The 19,299-nt window shown below is 48.1% G+C and carries 20 protein-coding genes, 1 rRNA gene and 1 pseudogene; 11 read left to right on the top strand and 11 right to left on the bottom strand.

Going from position 1 to position 19,299, the window contains the following annotated elements; genetic code table 11:
• Positions 1 to 115 precede the first annotated feature (115 nt).
• The 6 genes from rrf to C2M34_RS03860 all read left to right on the top strand — a co-directional run bounded on the left by rrf (position 116) and on the right by C2M34_RS03860 (position 4,791).
• Positions 116 to 230 (top strand): 5S ribosomal RNA (rrf, locus tag C2M34_RS03885).
• Positions 231 to 511: 281 nt separating this feature from the next.
• Entirely contained in the window at positions 512 to 1,126 is a 615-nt protein-coding gene (locus C2M34_RS03880) for a trimeric intracellular cation channel family protein (protein WP_105258117.1), read from the top strand.
• Positions 1,127 to 1,161: 35 nt separating this feature from the next.
• The gene (locus C2M34_RS03875; RefSeq protein ID WP_105258116.1) at positions 1,162 to 1,818 is read left to right on the top strand and encodes a magnesium chelatase domain-containing protein; all 657 of its coding nucleotides are present in this window, start codon (positions 1,162 to 1,164) and stop codon (positions 1,816 to 1,818) included.
• Positions 1,819 to 1,858: 40 nt separating this feature from the next.
• The gene (locus C2M34_RS03870) at positions 1,859 to 3,403 is read left to right on the top strand and encodes a recombinase family protein (RefSeq protein ID WP_105258115.1); all 1,545 of its coding nucleotides are present in this window, start codon (positions 1,859 to 1,861) and stop codon (positions 3,401 to 3,403) included.
• 311 nt (positions 3,404 to 3,714) lie between these two features.
• Positions 3,715 to 4,029 carry a hypothetical protein gene (locus C2M34_RS03865; protein WP_105258114.1) on the top strand — a complete coding sequence of 105 codons (315 nt, stop codon included), beginning with the start codon at positions 3,715 to 3,717 and terminating at the stop codon, positions 4,027 to 4,029.
• A gap of 36 nt (positions 4,030 to 4,065) precedes the next feature.
• On the top strand, positions 4,066 to 4,791 hold the full coding sequence (locus C2M34_RS03860) for a hypothetical protein (RefSeq protein ID WP_105258113.1): 726 nt from the start codon (positions 4,066 to 4,068) through the stop codon (positions 4,789 to 4,791).
• A gap of 48 nt (positions 4,792 to 4,839) precedes the next feature.
• On the opposite strand, the gene C2M34_RS03855 is transcribed toward C2M34_RS03860, so the two are convergent.
• The 4 genes from C2M34_RS03855 to C2M34_RS16070 form a co-directional block, all read right to left on the bottom strand.
• Complete coding sequence (locus tag C2M34_RS03855; RefSeq protein WP_105258112.1) at positions 4,840 to 5,427, bottom strand: recombinase family protein; 588 nt, start codon at positions 5,425 to 5,427, stop codon at positions 4,840 to 4,842.
• 249 nt (positions 5,428 to 5,676) lie between these two features.
• Positions 5,677 to 5,889: a hypothetical protein gene (locus C2M34_RS03850; protein ID WP_105258111.1), complete on the bottom strand. Its 213-nt coding sequence runs from the start codon at positions 5,887 to 5,889 to the stop codon at positions 5,677 to 5,679.
• Positions 5,890 to 5,968: 79 nt separating this feature from the next.
• Entirely contained in the window at positions 5,969 to 6,796 is an 828-nt protein-coding gene (locus C2M34_RS03845; protein ID WP_105258110.1) for a ParB N-terminal domain-containing protein, read from the bottom strand.
• 555 nt (positions 6,797 to 7,351) lie between these two features.
• Entirely contained in the window at positions 7,352 to 7,609 is a 258-nt protein-coding gene (locus C2M34_RS16070; protein WP_105258109.1) for a YHYH domain-containing protein, read from the bottom strand.
• A 142-nt stretch (positions 7,610 to 7,751) separates the two neighbouring features.
• Here C2M34_RS16070 and C2M34_RS03835 point away from each other — a divergent pair.
• The 3 genes and pseudogenes from C2M34_RS03835 to C2M34_RS03825 all read left to right on the top strand — a co-directional run.
• Positions 7,752 to 8,623: pseudogene (locus C2M34_RS03835) on the top strand (YifB family Mg chelatase-like AAA ATPase); the annotation flags it as partial.
• A gap of 63 nt (positions 8,624 to 8,686) precedes the next feature.
• Positions 8,687 to 9,976, top strand: a complete 1,290-nt coding sequence (locus tag C2M34_RS03830) for a tetratricopeptide repeat protein (RefSeq protein ID WP_105258108.1) — start codon at positions 8,687 to 8,689, stop codon at positions 9,974 to 9,976.
• 31 nt (positions 9,977 to 10,007) lie between these two features.
• Positions 10,008 to 10,364 carry a hypothetical protein gene (locus C2M34_RS03825; RefSeq protein ID WP_105258107.1) on the top strand — a complete coding sequence of 119 codons (357 nt, stop codon included), beginning with the start codon at positions 10,008 to 10,010 and terminating at the stop codon, positions 10,362 to 10,364.
• 4 nt (positions 10,365 to 10,368) lie between these two features.
• Here C2M34_RS03825 and C2M34_RS03820 read toward each other — a convergent pair whose 3' ends face one another.
• Together C2M34_RS03820 and C2M34_RS03815 are read right to left on the bottom strand one after the other, a co-directional pair.
• The gene (locus C2M34_RS03820; protein ID WP_105258106.1) at positions 10,369 to 11,082 is read right to left on the bottom strand and encodes a response regulator transcription factor; all 714 of its coding nucleotides are present in this window, start codon (positions 11,080 to 11,082) and stop codon (positions 10,369 to 10,371) included.
• Between the two features lie 221 nt (positions 11,083 to 11,303).
• Positions 11,304 to 12,614, bottom strand: coding sequence for a short-chain fatty acid transporter (locus C2M34_RS03815; protein WP_105258105.1), 1,311 nt, complete (start codon positions 12,612 to 12,614; stop codon positions 11,304 to 11,306).
• A gap of 225 nt (positions 12,615 to 12,839) precedes the next feature.
• Between C2M34_RS03815 and C2M34_RS03810 the strand changes: the two genes are divergently transcribed.
• The gene (locus tag C2M34_RS03810) at positions 12,840 to 13,064 is read left to right on the top strand and encodes a hypothetical protein (protein WP_105199284.1); all 225 of its coding nucleotides are present in this window, start codon (positions 12,840 to 12,842) and stop codon (positions 13,062 to 13,064) included.
• A 43-nt stretch (positions 13,065 to 13,107) separates the two neighbouring features.
• Here C2M34_RS03810 and C2M34_RS03805 read toward each other — a convergent pair whose 3' ends face one another.
• A complete protein-coding gene (locus C2M34_RS03805) occupies positions 13,108 to 14,055 on the bottom strand; it encodes an AEC family transporter (protein WP_234398763.1) in 948 nt (315 codons plus the stop codon).
• A 90-nt stretch (positions 14,056 to 14,145) separates the two neighbouring features.
• On the opposite strand from C2M34_RS03805, the gene C2M34_RS03800 reads away from it, so the two are divergent.
• Positions 14,146 to 14,526 carry a YacL family protein gene (locus C2M34_RS03800; protein WP_105258104.1) on the top strand — a complete coding sequence of 127 codons (381 nt, stop codon included), beginning with the start codon at positions 14,146 to 14,148 and terminating at the stop codon, positions 14,524 to 14,526.
• Positions 14,527 to 14,610: 84 nt separating this feature from the next.
• Here the strand turns inward: C2M34_RS03800 and ntrC are convergent, their stop codons facing one another.
• The 4 genes from ntrC to glnA form a co-directional block, all read right to left on the bottom strand.
• On the bottom strand, positions 14,611 to 16,002 hold the full coding sequence (gene ntrC / locus C2M34_RS03795) for a nitrogen regulation protein NR(I) (protein WP_105213491.1): 1,392 nt from the start codon (positions 16,000 to 16,002) through the stop codon (positions 14,611 to 14,613).
• Between the two features lie 18 nt (positions 16,003 to 16,020).
• Positions 16,021 to 17,073, bottom strand: coding sequence for a nitrogen regulation protein NR(II) (glnL, locus tag C2M34_RS03790; RefSeq protein WP_105199287.1), 1,053 nt, complete (start codon positions 17,071 to 17,073; stop codon positions 16,021 to 16,023).
• Positions 17,074 to 17,160: 87 nt separating this feature from the next.
• Positions 17,161 to 17,694, bottom strand: coding sequence for a DUF4124 domain-containing protein (locus tag C2M34_RS03785; RefSeq protein WP_158677991.1), 534 nt, complete (start codon positions 17,692 to 17,694; stop codon positions 17,161 to 17,163).
• 162 nt (positions 17,695 to 17,856) lie between these two features.
• Positions 17,857 to 19,263, bottom strand: coding sequence for a glutamate--ammonia ligase (gene glnA / locus C2M34_RS03780; RefSeq protein ID WP_105213490.1), 1,407 nt, complete (start codon positions 19,261 to 19,263; stop codon positions 17,857 to 17,859).
• Positions 19,264 to 19,299 lie beyond the last annotated feature (36 nt).

Below are 19,299 nucleotides of genomic sequence, written 5' to 3'. Positions count from 1 at the left end.
CCCGTGAGGCTTAACCATACAACACCAAAATGGTGTGAGACTGTTAAGTTAGAAGTTAGAAATTAAGACTGAAGTAGACACATTACTTATTAAGCTTTCCGAATTTACAATTTTTCCTGACGACCATAGCGTTTTGGAACCACCTGACCCCATGCCGAACTCAGTAGTGAAACGAAACAGCGTCGATGATAGTGTGGCATTTGCCATGTGAAAGTAGAACATCGTCAGGGCCCTATTTAGGAAACCCGTTGCAGTAATGCAGCGGGTTTTTTGCTTTCTGGCTTGTGATTTCTTGTTCCAATGTGGTCGCTCATTGCTCTACTACCGCCCTTCTTGTCGGGGTTATCGGCAATATGCTCCTGCATTGTTTAATGTTGGCCTAAAGGCCAACCTACAATTCTTGACGGCAAACCCCGAGCTACAACGCAAATCCCGAATAGCCTGGTCTCATCATGGTTGCCAGTACTTTTATGCTTATGTTACAAAGAGTTTTTGTTCATGAGCAACGACTATGTATGAGCTTTATCATTGGTTTGATCTCTTAGGTGTAGCCGTTTTTGCTATTTCCGGCACGCTCTTGGCTCATGAAAAAAATATGGATGGATTTGGCGTGATCGTCCTGGCCGCTGTAACCGCCATTGGAGGCGGGACACTGCGCGATATGCTTTTAGATGTGCCGATATTCTGGGTGTATGACACCAGTTACTTTATCACCATATTAGCCACGGTTTTTATCACCATAATGTGGCTTAACTATAAACCACACTTTCCTCACTACTGCTTGCAACTCGCCGATGCTCTGGGGATCGCCTTTTTTGCCATTATGGGGGCTCAAAAGGCGTTGGAACTTGGGGTGCCGGCAATGACGGCCGTGATCATGGCAGTACTGACAGGGTGTTTTGGTGGCGTTATTCGCGATGTTTTGGCGCGAGAGGTGCCCATGTTGTTAAAAGGTCCCTTGTACGCCATCGCCTGCGTTGTCGGGGCCGGTTTATATATATTGCTTCTGCACCTGGGAACCAATCCTGAGTTGGCCATGTGGCTCGGTGGTATCGCTACCTTGCTGGTGCGCCTTATTGCCATTCGTTGGAATCTGGGTTTATACGTTTTCCGATATCCTAGCTAGACTTAGATTAACTAGTCAGGCAAGGAGACAGGGATGTGTCTTTAGCGCAAGTATATACTCGTGAACAAATCGGCATCGAAGCCATTGAGGTGCGTGTTGAAGTGTATCTCGGCTCCGGCCTGCCCAATTTCAATATCGTTGGTTTACCCGAAACCTCGGTAAAGGAAGCCAAGGACAGGGTGCGCAGCGCCATTGAGAATAGCCATTTTATCTTTCCCAACCAACGTATAGTCGTCAACTTGGCTCCCGCCGATCTACCCAAGGAGGGAGGGCGTTACGATCTTGCCATTGCCGTGGGTATACTCATTGCTTCGGAGCAGCTTAAGTTTGCCAATCTTACTCAGATTGAGTTGCTGGCCGAGCTTGGCCTTGATGGACAATTGCGCCCCATTCGTGGGGTGATCCCCTCGGTCATGGCTGCCAACAAGGCCAATCGCCTGGTCTATCTAAGTGCAGAGAATCAAGGTGAGGCAGCATTAATCGACACAGCTCGGGTTAAGTGTGCTCATTCATTACAGCAGCTCTGGCACGATCTTTCCGGGCAGCAAGAGCTGGACTTGTTGACTCCTTTGCCCATTGAGCAAAAGATCACCCCCGCGAGTGTCGATTTTAGTGAGGTCAAGGGTCAGCCCATGGCAAAGCGGGTGTTAGAAATCGCTGCCGCAGGTGGCCATAATGTGTTCATCTCGTGATATAATGGACCCATTAAGGTTGAGTAACAGTTAAAGCAGCATGGACAAAGCATATAGCTACATTCGTTTTAGTACCAAAGGGCAGATTGAAGGTAGGAGTTTAGCCAGACAGACAGAAAGAGCTGAGCGCTATGCCACAAAGCACGGATTGATCTTACAGGACGTTTCCTTTCACGACCTAGGGGTTAGCGGCTTTAGAGGTAAGAACGCTTCTGAAGGAGCTTTAGGGCAGTTCCTTGAGGCAGTAAGAAGTAACCAGATTGAGAGTGGTAGTTGGTTATTGCTTGAGAGCTTTGACCGCATGAGTAGGCAGCCCGTTGAAGATGCTTTACCCCGCCTTATGGACATCGTACGGTTAGGGATAAATGTCGTGACCCTTGAGGACGAAGCCGTCTTCATGAAGGGTGACTTAGACATGACTAAGTTAATGATCTCACTAGTTAAGATGGAAAGGGCTCACAGCGAATCCAAAAGGAAAAGTGACCTCCTGAGTGACGTATGGCGCAGCAAAGTTAAACACGCCTCAGATAGACCTACCAAAGGGACGCTGCCTCAGTGGTTGCAGTACAATTCAGACAAAACAGAAATTCTTGTTATTGAGCCTAAGGCAGCGCTGGTACAGGCTATTTTCCAAATGTCTGTAAACGGTATGGGTCGTGCTTCGATAGTCCGTGAGTTAAACAACCTTAACGTTCCTCCCATTGGGAGAAGTGATAAATGGCATACCTCGTACATAACCAAGCTTTTAAACAGTCGTGCAGTCCTAGGGGAGTATCAGCCTCAGACTACAGTGGGGAGAACAAAGCGGGAGCCAACAGGCGAAACAATTGCTAATTACTACCCACCAGTTGTCAGCGAGTCCTTATGGCTAAAAGCGCAGGCATCTATACAGCTCAGGAAAGTTAAAGGGTCAGGGTCACTCAGGAAAGGAGTAAATAAGAACCTATTCTCAGGGTTCATTAATTGTGAGTGCGGGTCTTCTATGAACTTTGTGTCTAAGGGGAGCGGTAGTAAAGGTGGTTACTATCTGGTGTGCAGTGATGCTCGTTACGGTAAGGGTTGTCAGTACGTAGGGCATAGGTATTACTCAGTGCAGTGGGTGGTTCTGATCGCTCTACAGAAGCTTCTACACACGTTTACGCACCAGCCTGAAGACACGGACAAAGAGCTTCACCTAGAAGGGGAGAAGACCGCTGTAGAAAGGACTATAGACAACCTCATGGATGATCTAGCGGAATACGGTTCTAGTCCCGCAATAAGTCGTAGGTTGAGGAGCTATGAAGATAAGCTCAAGGAGATAGAGCAAGCGCTAGTGACACTCAAAGCGCATAGGGAAGTAACGAGTGAGGCCGTTGACCTTGAAGGTCTTACCGCGAGGATTAACGAGCAAGGAGAGCGTATGCAGTTGCACCAGTTCCTTAAGAGGCGCATAGCTAAGGTCATAGTGTACAAGTGCAAAGAAGGGATAGATATCGAGCTTAAGGAAGGTCAGACGATTGCCCTCAAGTGTAACCCTGAGACAGGTGTCTGGTCAGATGGTCTTGGGCTTAAGTTTACAGTGGATAGAGATACACGTTGGCCATAGCCCCTAGGGAGGAGGGGTGGAGGTATGGACTGACTTAGCGATTGCATCGGGTCACTACGTCCACACAAAATGTGTCGTTCAGTATTTCATTTTTGATATTACCCACTTGTGTCAATTAGTGACCCAGCGGCCAGGCCTTACAGTAATAAGCGTGTTCAATCTGATGTTATTCGATTACTTCAAGAAATGAGGGTTGCAGTTTGTTTAAGTAAACAGGTAGTCTACGTTATGAGTACAAGGAGCCAAAAGACTCGACAACCTACGGTTTTAAATGAGTTTTTGTATTAATTGCCACTGAAAGGGGAACAGTTATGCCTATAAAGTCAAACATGAATGGTTTAAAAAAGTTCACAGAGAATGTAAAACAATTGCAAGGTAATCATCTGGTCAAGTTTCTTGATGTGATGTCCCCTGAATTTATTTCAGGCTGTTCACCCTTCAAAAACTTAGATGAACTCTTTGCAGCAAGTGGCTTTAAGATTGAGTCGAAAGAAGACCTTGAAGCAGTTCCTAGTGATGAGTGGGAACACTTTATTGTGACCACTACAACCTTTGAATCATGGGAAGAAATGCAAAGGCAAGCCGTAGCAGCCTATGTTAAAAAGCAGCTTTCTAAGGGCCTATAAGTCAACCATTGAAGTCTTCAACTCAAAAGGCACACTATGATTCAAACGGAAGTATTGGCCATGTGGGGAGCTGTCACGGGCACAATAGGTACTCTTGCTGGCTTGATTAACTTGTGGTTTAGGTTTAAACAGTTCATTTCAGATCGACCTCATTTAAAGTGTGAATCGACTTTTGAACATCTCGGGCCCAAGTCACACAAGCATAGAGTTACAGTTAGATCCTTGGGGAGAAGACCTGTAAGAATAGATTGCATTAACTATTACATCAGGCCACGTGCATGGTGGCGAAGCCTTATTAAAATTGGGCATCACAGGGATGGTAGGTTTATATATAAAGACTCCTCACCTAACGGGAAGAAGTTGGATGAAGGCGAGAGCGAGGACTTTAAAATCTCAATGCCTAATGGTTTAAAAGTAACAGATATTTATAAGGTGGAGTTGATAGATCAAACCGGTAAATGCTGGCCTGTAAAGTGGTTGTCTAAAAAAAGGCTTTCACAGGTTGCCACACAGGAATTACTAAATACTTTTTCTAAGGAGAATGAGTATAGGGCTGTGGATGTATCAGGGCATCGTTTGGGTATCAAGTTCTATATTAGCGGTAGTTACTGGTGTAAAGGAGCTTCCCAAAATAGGCGATACGGTATAGCTTTTTCATTCAGGAGCTTTGACACATATAACAAGAAGTTTAAGGACTTAACGGAACATCAGTGTGAGAAGTATCTATCAGGTGAAGTTGACAGTATAAATAGGGAAGCTTAGCCCCAGCTAACATCTTTGTCAGTTGAGGCCACAGCTCAGGGGCAAATGCTAATCACCTTTCCTGTATTTGGCTAGCAGACGTTTAACAGTAGGTTCAGACACATTAAGCGCTTGAGCAGTCTTAGACGTTGATAAACCTCGCTCTAAGCGGTACTCAGCGACCTTCTCAGGGGTTACCTTTGCTGGACGACCAATGACCTTACCTTCCTTCCTAGCCCTTGCCTGACCCTCTATGGTGCGTTCCCTGATGCGGTCTCGTTCAAACTCAGCAAAGGCTGTAAACATGCGTAGCATTAGCTTGCCTTCAGGGGTCGATAGGTCTCTTGTGGGTAGGTCTAAGCTGTGGACATTGATGCCTTTGTCGCCCAGGAGCTGAATGGTCTTCTGTACGTCTATATTGTCGCGTCCTAGACGGTCTAATTTGAGGACTACCAACGTGTCACCTTCCATGAGTTTATGCTTCACAAGCGCTCTGAAGCCCTTGCGTTCCATCGCACAGACCGCACCAGAGACAGTCTCCTCAACAACAAAACTATCGCTGACTTCATAACCTTTGTCTTTGAACGCTTGTACTTGGTTGGCTGTGGTTTGCTCTGTGGTTGATACCCGACAGTAGAAATAAGTCCTGCTGCTCAACTCGATACTTCCTGAGTGATTAAAGTGGGGGTAATTTAATGATACCGTATTGAAAAGTCAACACCCTACATATAATACCTTTCTGAGAGGTATCACCTAAGGGGTATTAATAACGAATGCTTTTAATCCCCCTTTGGAAGTTTCCACTAATGGTGCATTATCGAGGGGTAGCCCTCAAGGGGGGAGGGGTGGAGGTAATGGACTGCCTTAGCGATTGCATCGGGTCACTACGTTTACGCAAAATGTATTTTATTTCTCGACAGTTTTGTGAGTAGGTTTAACGCTATCTTCAGGGTGTTCATTTTTGGCATCGTGCCGTTTTTGAACAGGCTCTTGAGGGGACTCTTCAGCTTGTCCATTTTTGGCATCGTGCCGTTTTTGGACAGGATCTTCAGGGGCTTCTTCAGGTTGCTCATTTTCGGCCATTGGCTGATTGTGAGCAGAGTCTTCAGATTGGCTCATTTTGGCATCATGCCGTTTTGAGCTAGGAGTTACCTAGCCCATTGTTCCTTAGTGAAACCCACCAGCTGGTGGCGTTCCTCTAGAAGCCCTCATACTTATTCTCGTCAGTTTCACTAAAGTCTGCATCATAGTCCACAAGCTTATGATTAGACCCCCAGTAGCTCTCTACAGCGCGTAGAAGCTTGTCTGGTTCCTTGGCCTTGTTTGCTACTTTAAGGATAGTCGCTAATAACTCTTTATCGGTATCACATAGTTGACCTTCAGTTTCTGGTATATCGTCCCCAAAGCTGTCTTTTATTAGCTCCTGTCGTGCAAGCCTGAGTATTGGGTAACGTGTAACTTCGTTCTTGCCCACAGAGCTGGTTGGCTTGAAGAAACCCTTTTCCATAAACTCCCTTCTTTCTTTACGCCACTTCTCAACAGTAGAGGTAACGACCCCAATCTTCTCAGAGGTCTGTTTAATGCTTACCTCAGGGTTGCTGTCCATCAAGGCTAGGAATCGCTGCCATTGAAGCTCTGTACGCTGGTTTGCTGTGAGTGACTTGGCTGTATGCTCTGTGTTTATTGACAATGCTTTTTCTATAGGTACGTCCTCAGAAAACACACACCTGAGTTGCTGATACCTTGCCCCTTTAGAATCCTTGTTGATTTGCTTAAATGCAGCATACCTATGGAACCCATCAACGATAATGTACTTGCCCTCATTGCTTGGGTCTGTGGTGACTTCAATTGGGGTGATGCGTTTCTTGGGGTTGTCCTTGAGGGCTTTCACTATGTTCTTGATGTGTGCCTTGGAGCCAAGTTCCTCACCTACTTTCTCTCCGTATGTGCCTGCTCTTGGGTCTCTTACCTGATAGCGTTCATCGTTAGCGTTGATGCTGTTTATGTTGATTCTAATCGTTTCCATGAATACTGCTTGTTATCTCATTGGGGCGGCGACTTTACATGGTCTTTGAGAAAGACACAAGGTGGGGAGCCTTAAAGAAACGGGTGTTTAAAGAAAAGCCTATACAAATCAATTTGTTGTGTTTTAATTTGGTCTTCATCTCCCCTAGTCAAAGCGCCCTTTTTGACTAGCTCTGACTGGCGTTACGTATACTCCAAGTAGCTCCCTCAGCAAGGGCATTAGCTGAAGCATTTCCTTAGTAACTCCTTGCGGTTTCCTCGATATGCCCCGTTTTGGAGGGGTAGTAAAACTGCTACTACTACCCAGCCATAAAAGTAAACTAAGGTGCTGTTTGGTATTGGCTATTGCCTTGAGGGTGTGCGTATCAGGAGGTATTCATAACGTGTAAGCCAATGTAGTTCACCACGCATAAATAAGAACTAAATGCTGGGAAGGTCACCGTTGGATCTTTTAGAGTGGAAGGTGAGCACGTTGTGACCATGCCCGTTTGGGTATACCTAAAAAGGTACTGTTGAAGTTGGCCCTGTTTTCACAGAGCCGAGGTTTACTGCTTTATCACGAGATTTCGCAAGTCCCTCCGTACTTTCGTACAAGAGAACTGCATGTAGAGTATGCGTAACCACATCTTCTCTCACCGTTAAGTACATGACAGTATGTAATGGTCGTTGGTGAAGGGGTCTTAGCGTTATGGCAATGATAGCTGCCATTGGAGTGGTCTGTATGACATCCTGAAGCATTTGTGCGTCCTGAATGTGCGCCTACAGTGAAGCTGAACACGCTAGCGAGAGCGACTATGATAAGTGTTTTTTTCATTACTTTTCCCTGGTAAATAAATCCCAGCTATTTGATAGCCCATGTGAAGACAGTAATCAACTTTATTTAAAGGGCTAGTCCACTGTGAAGTGAAAAACTAACTAGCGCCATTCAGTTCCCTCAAGAATAAATGGGTCTTTATGGACTCATGATATTGTTTAGTGGTCCTCCAGGTACAGGTAAGTCCATGTTGGCACAGAGGTTTGCGACCATATTGCCGCAGATGTCCACGCAACAGGCCTTGGAGACCGCCGCCGTATATTCAGTCTCGGGAAAGCCCATCGATGCCAGCCAATGGCTGCAGCGTCCTTTTCGCTGCCCTCATCATACCTGCTCGGCGGTAGCTCTAGTTGGCGGTTCCTCTAAACCTAAGCCGGGTGAAATTTCCTTGGCTCATAATGGTGTCTTGTTTTTAGATGAGCTACCCGAATTTGAACGTAAAGTGATTGATAGTCTAAGAGAGCGATGGAAACCGGTAAGGTCACTATCTCACGAGCCGCTCAGCAGGTGGATTTTCCCGCACGTTTTCAGCTAATTGCTGCACTGAACCCCAGCCCTACCGGGCATTATAGCGATAAGCGGGCAACGCCTGATCAGGTGATGCGCTATCTGGCGCGTATTTCCGGCCCCTTTATTGACCGCATCGACCTGCAAATTGAATTGCTCCGCATTCCCAGTGCCCAGTTGCTCTCCTCGCAAGCAGAGGAAGACAGCGCGACCATTCGTACCCGGGTGATCGCCGCCTGGCAAAGGCAGCAGCAACGCCAAGGCAAGGCTAATGCCTTGCTGTCGGTGCAAGAGCTGCAGACTCACTGTGCGTTAACTGCCTTGTGCCGGGACTATCTTGGTGCTGCCAGTGAACGCTTCAAGCTGTCGCCTCGCTCTCATCAACGTATTATCAAGGTGGCGCGAACCATAGCCGACCTCGCCGGCGAGCAGGAAATTTCCCAAGCCTGCATTAAAGAGGCTTTAAGTTATCGCGCTTTTGAGCGCATGGTGGCAGCTCTGGGGTAATTGCCATTGCGCCAATATTTACCAGCTGTTAACATTGTTGAACTAGCCAAATTGGAGTGTTCAATGAAAAAGTGGATTTTTGCGGCCGCGTTATTACCTCAACTTTGCTTGGCAAATGCTAGCGATGCCATGACTTTTTATCTTGATCAGCAATACCAAAAAGCCTTTACCTTATTTGAGCAAACCGCCGAACTTGGCGATGGCCGCAGTCAGTTTAATCTTGCAGTGCAGTACTTACGCGGACAAGGAGTGAAGGCCGATCCCATCAAGGCCTACGGTTACTTTTCTGTGGCCATGGATAATGGCTTTAAAATGGCCGAGCAGGCGAGAAAGTCTGTGGCTCGCCGCCTAGATAAATCCCAGTTAGCACAAGCTAAAAACTTGGCCGACGAGCTTATCGCTCGCTATGGCAAGCTAGGAACTCAAAGCATCAATTATGAGTTGAGTCGTACGCTTACTTATAATCCGACCCGGGAGAAAACCGCTAACCCAGCTACCGCTTACCCCGATTCCCTGCAAAGCGATGGTGTGCCGGGGCTGGCCAGCTATCTATTTGATATAGATGAAAATGGCGTGCCGCGGGATCTGCTCTTGCTGAATTCCTATCCGGCTCCCGAGTTCGGGCAAAGCATTGCCGAAAAATTACGGGAAACTCGTTTTGTTGCCGCCGATAAAAAGTTCCATAATGCCATTATTCGCGGTGTTTTCGCCGGTGCCCAAGACAGTGAAATGAGTCACAAGCTTAAGGCCAGGGCACAGCAGTTATTACAGCAGGCTAAAAGAGATGATGTGAATGCCCAGGCCGAATTAGCCAAGGTATTAAAAGTGCTGGATGACCAGCCTCAATATCATGCTATCGACGGTGGCGTGAAGGCCATACCTGTTGTTGCGCCACAAATAAGTTTTAGCAGCATTACTCAGCCAGAATTTACCAAGCAGGAAAAGTTAGAGACTACTTACTTTACCTTTTCTTACCTGGTTAATCTGGATGCCGAGGGTAAGGTGGCTCATTGGCAGCCGTATGAGCAGGTGAATATTCCCAGGGTCTTACGCAAAAAATCCGAAACCCTGATGAAGCAGTGGCAGCTAAGTGCCGCTGATGGAGAGCTAAAAGACCAAAATTGGTACCGGGTGCAGTTTTTCTATAATAATCAGGTCGCGAATTCAGCGTATTTGAATGACCAAATAACTGCCCATGTTGAGATTAAGCCGTTGAGTAACAAAGAAGAAGAACAGCAATGGCGTTATTGGCAGCATAAGGCAGCTATGGGAGGTCACAGCGATACCCTGTTTCAACTTGGGGTGAACTGCAATCTCCGTCCTACTGACTTTGGCGGCGAAACAAGATCATAGCCGGGCGCAATTACAGTTGGGCAAATGCCTGATGACCAAAGCCGATGGTTCTGCTGTTTATGCGGAGCAGGCTAAGCATTGGTTAGAAAAAGCGGCGGCGCATGGCAGCCTGATCGCTAAGCGTAAGTTAGCCGGTTGGTATGTACGCTATTCCGATAATGGCAGTGAGCTGGAAAAGGCCATAGAGCTGGCCGAAGAAGTAGCGGATGAGAATGATCATCCCCTTGCCTATGCTTATCTGGCAGCGGCACATGCCAAGCTGGGCAACTTTGAAGAGGCGGTTGATTACCAGCAGCAGGCGGTGAATGAAGCCAATGAACAGGCCTTTGAGCCGACGCCCTTCCTGCAGTCGCTTGCGGCCTACCAGCAGGGTAACATTCTGTTTTAAAGCCTTAACTTGAAGAGAGCATATAGCCTTTGCCGCGTACCGTGACAATGCGCTTTTGCTCTTTTTCATCGCCCAGCTTTTTACGCAGGCGCCCGATCAATACATCCACGGTGCGATCCGTAGGGCTCCAGTCCGGCTGACCAATTTCCTCTGACACCTTCTCCCGCGATGTGGCTTTACCCGCATTGGCAATTAAGCAAATCAATACCTTGTGTTCTGCCTCGGTAAGCCGCAGTTCTTCGTTGTTGGCGGTGATCAGGGTGCGATTATCCGGGTGCAGTTTAAAGTCTGCATATTCGATATATTCGGTGCTGTCACTGGCCTGGCTAGCTGCGCCATGCAGGCGCTTATATACGGCGCGCATACGCAATTCGAGTTCAAGTAAGTCAACGGGCTTGCAGATATAGTCGTCGGCTCCTTGTGCCAGACCGGCGATGCGATCCGACTGCGAGTCCCGGCTTGAAAGCATGATCACGCCGATCTCGGTAAGGGTGCTTAGCTCCCGGGCTAAGGTGAGGCCATCCTTTGCGGGTAAGACGATATCGACTATGGCCAATTCGATGGCATGCTGGGAGTCGCCCTGTGATGCTTGCGCCAAAGCCAATGCTTGCGCCCCTGTACTATCGACCTGGATGCAAAACTCGGTATCGGCAAAATGATTTTCGATGCGCTTAACGAGTAGCTCATCGTCTTCAACAAGTAACACATGAACGGGCATATGGTTTTACCTAGCGTTTTATTGACCTAAGGAGGCGGCAGTATTGGCTCCAACTTTATAATGTAATGGGCCCACTGCCAACTATTTACGACAAAGCCGAGGCCCGTGTTTGCTGGATTAATCAGATCAAGACAAGGAGTATGCCCCTTAAATTGCGCCACCATTATATTGCTCACGGCGGTTTTTAGCCCCGGCTATTAATCCTCCTTTGAGGCGAAAACTTAAGCGAGCAGGGCTAACAGCAAGATGATATACAGGCCACTGACCAGCAGCTGGATCAGACAAAAGCCCATAATATCTTTGGCCTTTAAGCCGGCAATTGCCAGAACAGGAATGGCCCAAAATGGCTGGATCAGGTTAGTCCAGGCGTCGCCCCAGGCTACCGCTAAGGCCACAGATGAAACCGGCACCTCAAGGGCCTGCGCGGCGGGAAGTAGTAAGGGGGCCTGCACCGCCCACTGGCCGCCTCCCGAAGGCACAAAAATATTCACCAGGCCGGCGCTAAGAAAACTCCATATCGGCAGGGTCGTACTATCGGACAGGGCAATAAACAGCTCAGAGATGTCTTTGGCCAAGCCGCTTTGGCTCATCAGCGCCATCAAGCCGGCGTAAAATGGAAATTGAATGACAATGCCGCTGCCGCTACGCACCGCATTATTGAGTTGGGTAATAAGCGCGCTGGTGTTGGGTTGCAATAGCAGGGCAAAAAACAGAAACAGGGCGATAATGGTGTTGAGGTTTAAGCCCTGTGCACCTGTATAAAAGCTGCTGCCCAAATAAATCAGACCCAGCAAACCTAAGGTTGCGGTAGGCCAGCGTGCCTGCTCTAAGGCATTGCCCGCAGCATTTTGTTGTGTCGTTTCCTTATCTCCCTGCAGTTGCTCTGTATCGACATAAACGGCGTCCTGCGCCTTGGGTAGCAGCAAGTAATTAAGCAGGGGCAAAATGATGGCCAGGCCAATCACCAGTGCCAAATTCAGTGTCGAGAACAGGGTTTGCGAGGTGTCTATCAGACCGATTTGCTGTTCGGCAAAGTGCCCCGGTGTGGCAATGGTCAGAGGGATCGAACCGGATAAGCCGCCATGCCAAATAATAAATCCGGAATAGGCACTGGCTACCAGCACCCGGTAGTCAACGCGACAAAAGCGCGCCACCGCCTTGGCAAACAGGGCGCCGACCACCAGACCAAAGCCCCAGTTAAGCCAGCTTGCTAAGAGGGCGACCAAGGTAGTAACGACCACCGCCTTGCCTGGCGTATTAAGGCGCCGAGCGACAAAGTTTAAACCGCGCTCGACACTGGGAGTGGTTGCCAGCAGGTAGCCGCATACCAAGACCAGCAGCATCTGCATAGCAAAGGTGAAGAGGTTGCTGATGCCGCCGCCCCACATTTGCACCAAGGCCAAGGGCGAGTGAGCACTGCTTATTAGCGCGAGCGCAAAGCTCACTAGGGTGAGCAGCATGACGATCAGCAGCGGGTCGGGCATGTATTTGTCGGTCAGTTTGGCTATGGGTTTGGCAATTTTGGCTAGCATAGGTCTGTAACTATTTGGTATTAATTATTATTGTTTTAACTATTACTCTCTTAACATAGATAGGGTAATGTTAAAAAGACTAAACTTTAGCATGATAGGCTAAAGTTAATGAGATTACAAAAAGGGCAAGGATTTAACTGATTGAAAAATAAGTATAAAAAGTTGGCCTGAATATTGTAATTGGTTATGGTAATTAAAGAATTGTAATTGACTAACGAGGCTTATATGTCAGGACAAGGTTCAGGTGGTAATGTAATCGCCGCTCTATGTAACGTATTCTTCCCGGGACTGGGGCAATTGGTACAGGGGCGTATTCTTGCGGCCTTATTATTTGCCATCTTCTTCTTCGGTGGCGCCGCTTTATGGTGGCTGATAGTGCCCGGCATTATTGCCGCAATCGTCTATGTTTGGGCCATTATCGACGCCGCCAAATATCGTTCTTACGATTGAATCGGAAAAAAGCGTGCTTAAGGCACGCTTTTTTTGTGTCTTTTTATATCAGGGTGAGCCAAAAGAAGAAACTCACAACACTTAGCAAGGTGCTTAACACCACTGCGCTAGCCAATACTTCGCTGCGGGTATCAAGTTGTTTGGCAACTAAATAGGCATTTACACCCAAGGGTGAAGCACTGAGCAGCACCACAAGGAGCAGTTGTTGCTGTGGCAAGGCAAAGACCTGGCTGGCAAATAACCACACCAGGGCGGGTAGCAAGAATAGCTTGCTGGCAGACAGGCCTAAAGCCAGATGCAGCCCGGGGCGAATTTGGTAATGATGTAAATTGGCGCCTAATACAAACAAGGCTCCGGCTATGGCCGGCTCAGCCAGTAGCGCTAAACCATTTTCCATTGGCTCGGGCAGGGCCAAACCGCTAAGGTTGAACAGCAAACCTAAAGTAATGGCCGAGATCACTGGGTTTAAAAGCAGTTGGCGCACCGTGGTGAGCCAGCTTACCCTTTGCGAGCGACCCGAAAATGCATAGGTGAGTAAAAATAGCAGGGCACTGTGGAAGGTGATCAGCACAAAAACCGTGGCCGCTATGTCTTTGCCAAGCGCCTGAATGGCAATGGGCAGACCGATTAAGACAGTGTTGGAATAACTGGCACCCAGTGCCAATACCGCTCCCTGTGACCAATCGCCGCTATAGTACCTATACAAGATCAGCATCAGGCTAAACATCAGCACCACCGGAATATAAAAGCTCAGCATCAGCTCCAGGCTAACCACGCTGCCCAGTTGCGCCTGCGCCATATTAATAAACAGAAATACCGGAATGCTGATGTAAAAGGTAAAACGACTGATCCCCGAGAGCTGTTCACCATTTAGAAAGCGCAGCTTGGCACAGGCAAAGCCGACGCCGGCGATAAATATTAGTGGGAAAATAATGGCAAAGGTATCGAACATGGTCATTTTTGGTGGCGGTACATAGGGGGATTTTATCATGCTCCTAGGCTCGGCGGAGCAACTAATTCCCTAGGCAGTAAGCTATGCTTGTTGGTATGATGCGCGCCTTATTTGCAAGGGCAAAATACCATGGAATATCAGCTATATTCTGATCCCTTATGGGGAAAGCGTGTAAAGCTAAGTGATGAGCACCGCTTAGTCGCGCGCTGGTTTAACGATGAGTTATATGACAATGATGAGCTGTTGCAGCGTTTTCAGCAGGCGCTAAACCAGGATTCGCCAAGAAGTTCGGTCAATGACTCGCAAGAGTTGGTAATTAACGGCAAAGAAATGCGGGTGGTGATAGCCCATGGCGAGGTGCTCTTTGAAAGTCACGGCTTGCATCACGATGAGGATGACCTTGACGCCTATGCCGCGGATGAGCTAGTGCTGGATGAATCTGAATTAGTTGCCGCCTGTGGCGTTGAAGACCTGCTCGCCCTTATGCAGGCGTGGCAGGGATTTCGCTAGCGCCGCTGCAATTAGCGCCGCTGAGCTTGGCCATGCACTTGCTCGTGCCGTTTAAAGATGGCGATGTTTCAAATGGCCTTATCATCAAGATGTACTGATATTTCGTTCTTTTAACTTACGCGTCAAGGTGTTGCGTCCCCAACCAATACGCAATGCTGCTTCTTGTTTATGGCCGCCACAACTGGCCAGGGCGGATTTGATCAGCCGCGTTTCCAGCTGTGCCTGAATATCGGGCCAGACATTGTCCTTACCCTGTTTAAACTCGTTATTGAGCCACTGCTGGAATAGATCGAGCCAGTCAGAATCTGCTTCTTGTTCTATGCTGGCACTGAGCTCGGGCGGCAGATCTTCTGCGCCTATGTATTCCCCCGGCGCCATCACTGTCAACCAGCGACAGGTATTTTCCAGTTGCCTGACATTGCCCGGCCAATTGAACAGCTTCATTTGCTCACAGGCCTGTGGGCTTAAGGTCTTACTGGGCACCTTTAATTCTTGGGCGCTTTTATTAAGGAAGTACTCGGCTAACTGCTCTATGTCTTCGGTGCGCTCACGCAGAGGTGGCAGCTTTAAGCGCACCACATTTAAACGGTGGAATAAATCTTCGCGGAATTTGCCCTGTTGTGCCAGGCGCTCTAAATCCTGGTGGGTGGCGGCGATAATACGCACATCCACCTTGAGGCTTTGGTGACCGCCAACACGATAAAATTCACCGTCGGCCAGCACCCGTAATAAGCGGGTTTGTACATCCAGGGGCATATCGCCGATTTCATCGAGGAACAGGGTGCCGCCATTGGCCTGCTCAAAGCGACCCTTGCGCACGCTGTCGGCGCCGGTGAAAGCGCCTTTTTCATGGCCAAAGAGCTCAGACTCCACCAAGTCCTTGGGAATGGCGGCCATGTTAAGGGCGATAAAGGGGTTATCCTTACGTGGGCTATGTTGGTGCAGGGCGCTGGCGACCAGCTCTTTACCCGTACCAGACTCGCCATTGATCAATACGCTCATGCTTGAGGCGCTAAGCTTACCTATGGCACGAAACACCTCCTGCATGGCCGGTGCTTCGCCGATAATCACAGAGCGTTTTTGCTCCTTGGTGACTTTTTTGGCCTTTTTTTGCGTGTGGGCACGTACGGCGCGATCAACCACGCTCACCGCTTCTTCTAAATCAAAGGGTTTGGCCAGGTATTCAAAGGCTCCTTTTTGAAAGGCCTGTACCGCCGAGTCCAGATCCGAATGGGCGGTCATGATGATTACCGGCAGATTGGGATTTTCTTCGCTGATCTGCTCTAACAAGGCCATGCCGTCCATTCCGGGCATGCGCACATCCGAGAGTAAGACCGCCGGTTGTGAAAAGGTCAGGGCGGTTAACACATCTTGGGCGTTATCAAAACTTTCTACATCATAACCGCTGCGCGTCAGCGCCTTTTGCAGCACAAAGCGAATCGATGCGTCATCATCTACCAACCAAACAGATTTCATCATAGCCCTCTTAGCCGCTTACAGTGGCAAATACAGTGTAAACTCAGTATGGCCCGGCCAGCTGTCGCACTCGATAAAGCCTTGATGCTGATCGATCAAGGTTTGTGCGATCGACAACCCTAGTCCCGAACCACCTTCTTTATTGGTTATCATGGGATAAAACAGGGTTTCCTTTACCTCCGGCGCTATGCCTGGGCCATTATCACAAATTTTGATCTGCAGGGCTTTTTTGAGTGTCGTATCGTAGCGGCGCACATGATAGCGTACCCGGGTTGATACTTTAATTTCGCCTCCTGCACTGAGCGCCTGCATGGCATTGCGCACTATGTTAAGGAGGACCTGCTGGATTTTATCGCCATCGACCACAACATCCGGAATACTCGGGTCATAGTCTTTAATCAGGTCGATATTTTTATTGTTATCCAGCATGCAGAGCTTTAATACATTCTCCAGGGTTTGATGGATATTGGTCGCCTGTTTTTGTAAGCGCTGGTTTGGCCCCAGCAGCCTGTCGACCAATTGCCTTAATCTATCCGCCTCGTGAATAATTAGCTGTGCACACTCATCGCGTTCCTGCTGATCAACCTCATACTGCAATAATTGCGCCGCTCCGCGAATTCCACCGAGTGGATTTTTAATTTCGTGCGCTAAATTACGGATCAGGGTTCTAGCCGCTTGGTGTTGATGCATTTGGTTGGAGGCTTGATCGAGGCGGATTTCTTCATCCGTTTGGCGGATTTCAAGCAGTAAAAATACCTCACCCTGGTAGTTGATGCGGCGGCTATTGAGCGCCAGGTTGGCATGGCGGGTATCTACGAACACCACGTCAGCCCTGTGCTGGTGGCAATCCACTCCTTGCTTGAGGGTGTAGTTGGCGATGCGCTCAAGCTCTACCGAGTGATAGTTAAATAGGGATTCGAAGGGCTGGCCTTGAATGCGTTTTAAGCCTTGTCCAAGCAGCTCGGTGCAACTGGTGTTAGCGTAAACCAGATTAAAATTTTTATCTAAAATAAGTATGGCAGTGTGCAGGTTTTCCCACATCTGCTGGAAGAAATCGCCGTGAAGTTTCATCTTTAGTAATAAGTTGCACCAGTATGGTGCAACTATCTTAGCAGGTTTATTAGGCTGTGCGCAGCCATTTCCTTAGCTGCATTGCAATTAAGGGCCGGTGATCATCGAGCGGCGATGCATAAAGAAGGTGATGGCCTTGGAGCTGGCCAATACTTCGCCCTCGCTATTGAGTAGTTTTAAAACCAGGCTGTGCTCGCCGCGATCAATATCGCGCAGGGCAAACAGGCTGGAGCTTTGTGGTTCGCCATAGGCTTGGCCGTCCATAAACAGCTGTACGCTATGTCCTTGTAAAAATCTTGGTTTCACCTGGCCACTGATATGCACTGAGCCGGTGTTGTCGCGAATGGTTTCTTCTTGCGTCGGTGAGGTGATAGTTATGCTAAATTTGACTTGCTCCAGTTCATCATCGACTTCATCGAGAACACTGGTGTCGATGCTTGGCATATTCATTACCGGAGCGTTAAGGGTGACTTTTTCTGCTCCCTTGCGCGGGGTGTCAGAAAATACCAATACGCCATTCTCATCCTTGTACACGTAGATGTCTTTGCTCGGTGCGGCCCATGCTGTACTAAAAATAGTTAGCAGCACGACCATACTTAAAATATACAGCCTTGTGTTCACGTGAAATCCTATTTATGGTTGTTATTCTTATAGTTAGCAAAATAAGCCAAGTTACTGGCTAGGTATTAACTTTAGTCCAAAGGTTGTATTTTTTCCATAAAAAAAGCCCGCAGAGCAGGCTTTGAGAACACACATGATATAACTAAATTGTCATTATCTGTTTTATACGCTGTAGTACATTTCGAACTCAACTGGGTGAGTTGTCATGTTTAGCTTTTCAACTTCTTTGGCCTTCAGCGCGATATAAGCGTCGATTAGGTCATTAGTGAATACGCCACCTTGAGTTAAGAACTCACGGTCTGCATCAAGACAAGCAAGGGCTTCGTCTAGTGAAGAGGCAACAGTTGGGATTTCAGCCGCTTCTTCCGCAGGTAGGTCGTATAGATCCTTGTCCATGGCATCGCCAGGGTGGATCTTGTTCTTAATGCCGTCAAGACCAGCCATAAGCTGAGCTGCAAACGCCAGGTATGGGTTAGCCGCAGGGTCAGGGAAGCGTACTTCGATACGACGACCTTTCTCTGAAGGAACCACTGGAATACGGATTGATGCAGAGCGGTTACGTGCCGAGTAAGCAAGCATTACCGGTGCTTCGAAGCCAGGAACTAGACGCTTGTAAGAGTTAGTTGCCGGGTTGGTGAAGGCATTGATCGCTTTAGCGTGCTTGATGATACCACCGATGTAGTAAAGCGCGTCTTCTGAAAGACCACCGTACTTGTCACCAGCGAAAAGGTTCTTGCCATCTTTAGCTAGTGATTGGTGACAGTGCATACCTGAGCCGTTGTCGCCAACTAGAGGCTTAGGCATAAAGGTAGCCGTTTTACCATAAAGGTGAGCCATGTTGTGGATAACATACTTCATCTCTTGGATTTCATCGGCTTTGGTAACCATGGTATTAAAGCGAGTGGCAATCTCGTTTTGACCGGCAGTGGCTACTTCGTGATGGTGTGCTTCTACTACATGGCCTAGCTCTTCTAGTACCAAGCAGGTTGCACTACGCCAATCCTGTGATGAATCAACAGGCGCAACCGGGAAGTAACCGCCTTTTACGCCAGGACGGTGGCCAGTGTTACCGCCTTCATAGTCGCGGTCTGAGTTCCAAGACGCTTCTTCGGCATCGATCTTGTACATAGAACCAGACATATCGGTTTTGTACTTAACATCGTCAAATAGGAAGAACTCAGGCTCTGGACCGAATAGAACTGTGTCGGCGATACCAGTAGAGCGCATGTACTCTTCGGCGCGCTTAGCAACAGAGCGAGGATCACGCTCATAACCTTGTAGTGTTGAAGGTTCAACTACGTCACAACGTACAATCAGTGTGGTTTCTTCAGCAAACGGGTCAAGCTTGGCGCTGTTTACGTCTGGTAGAAGTACCATGTCAGATTCATTAATGCCTTTCCAACCAGCGATTGAAGAACCATCGAACATCTTACCTTCTTCGAAGAAGTCTTCGTTTGCTTGGTGATGTGGGATAGAAAGGTGCTGCTCTTTACCCTTGGTATCGGTAAAGCGTAAATCTACGAACTTAACGTCATTTTCTTTAATAAAAGTTAAAACCGTATGTGACATGTGTCCTCCAACTAGGAATATTTTGTGTGCTGCATG

This window comes from Pseudoalteromonas sp. T1lg88 (genome assembly GCF_002964765.1).
Classification (GTDB): Bacteria; Pseudomonadota; Gammaproteobacteria; order Enterobacterales; family Alteromonadaceae; genus Pseudoalteromonas.
The sequence above is the reverse complement of the archived record's forward strand: the minus strand, read 5'-3'. Positions and strand labels throughout refer to the sequence as shown.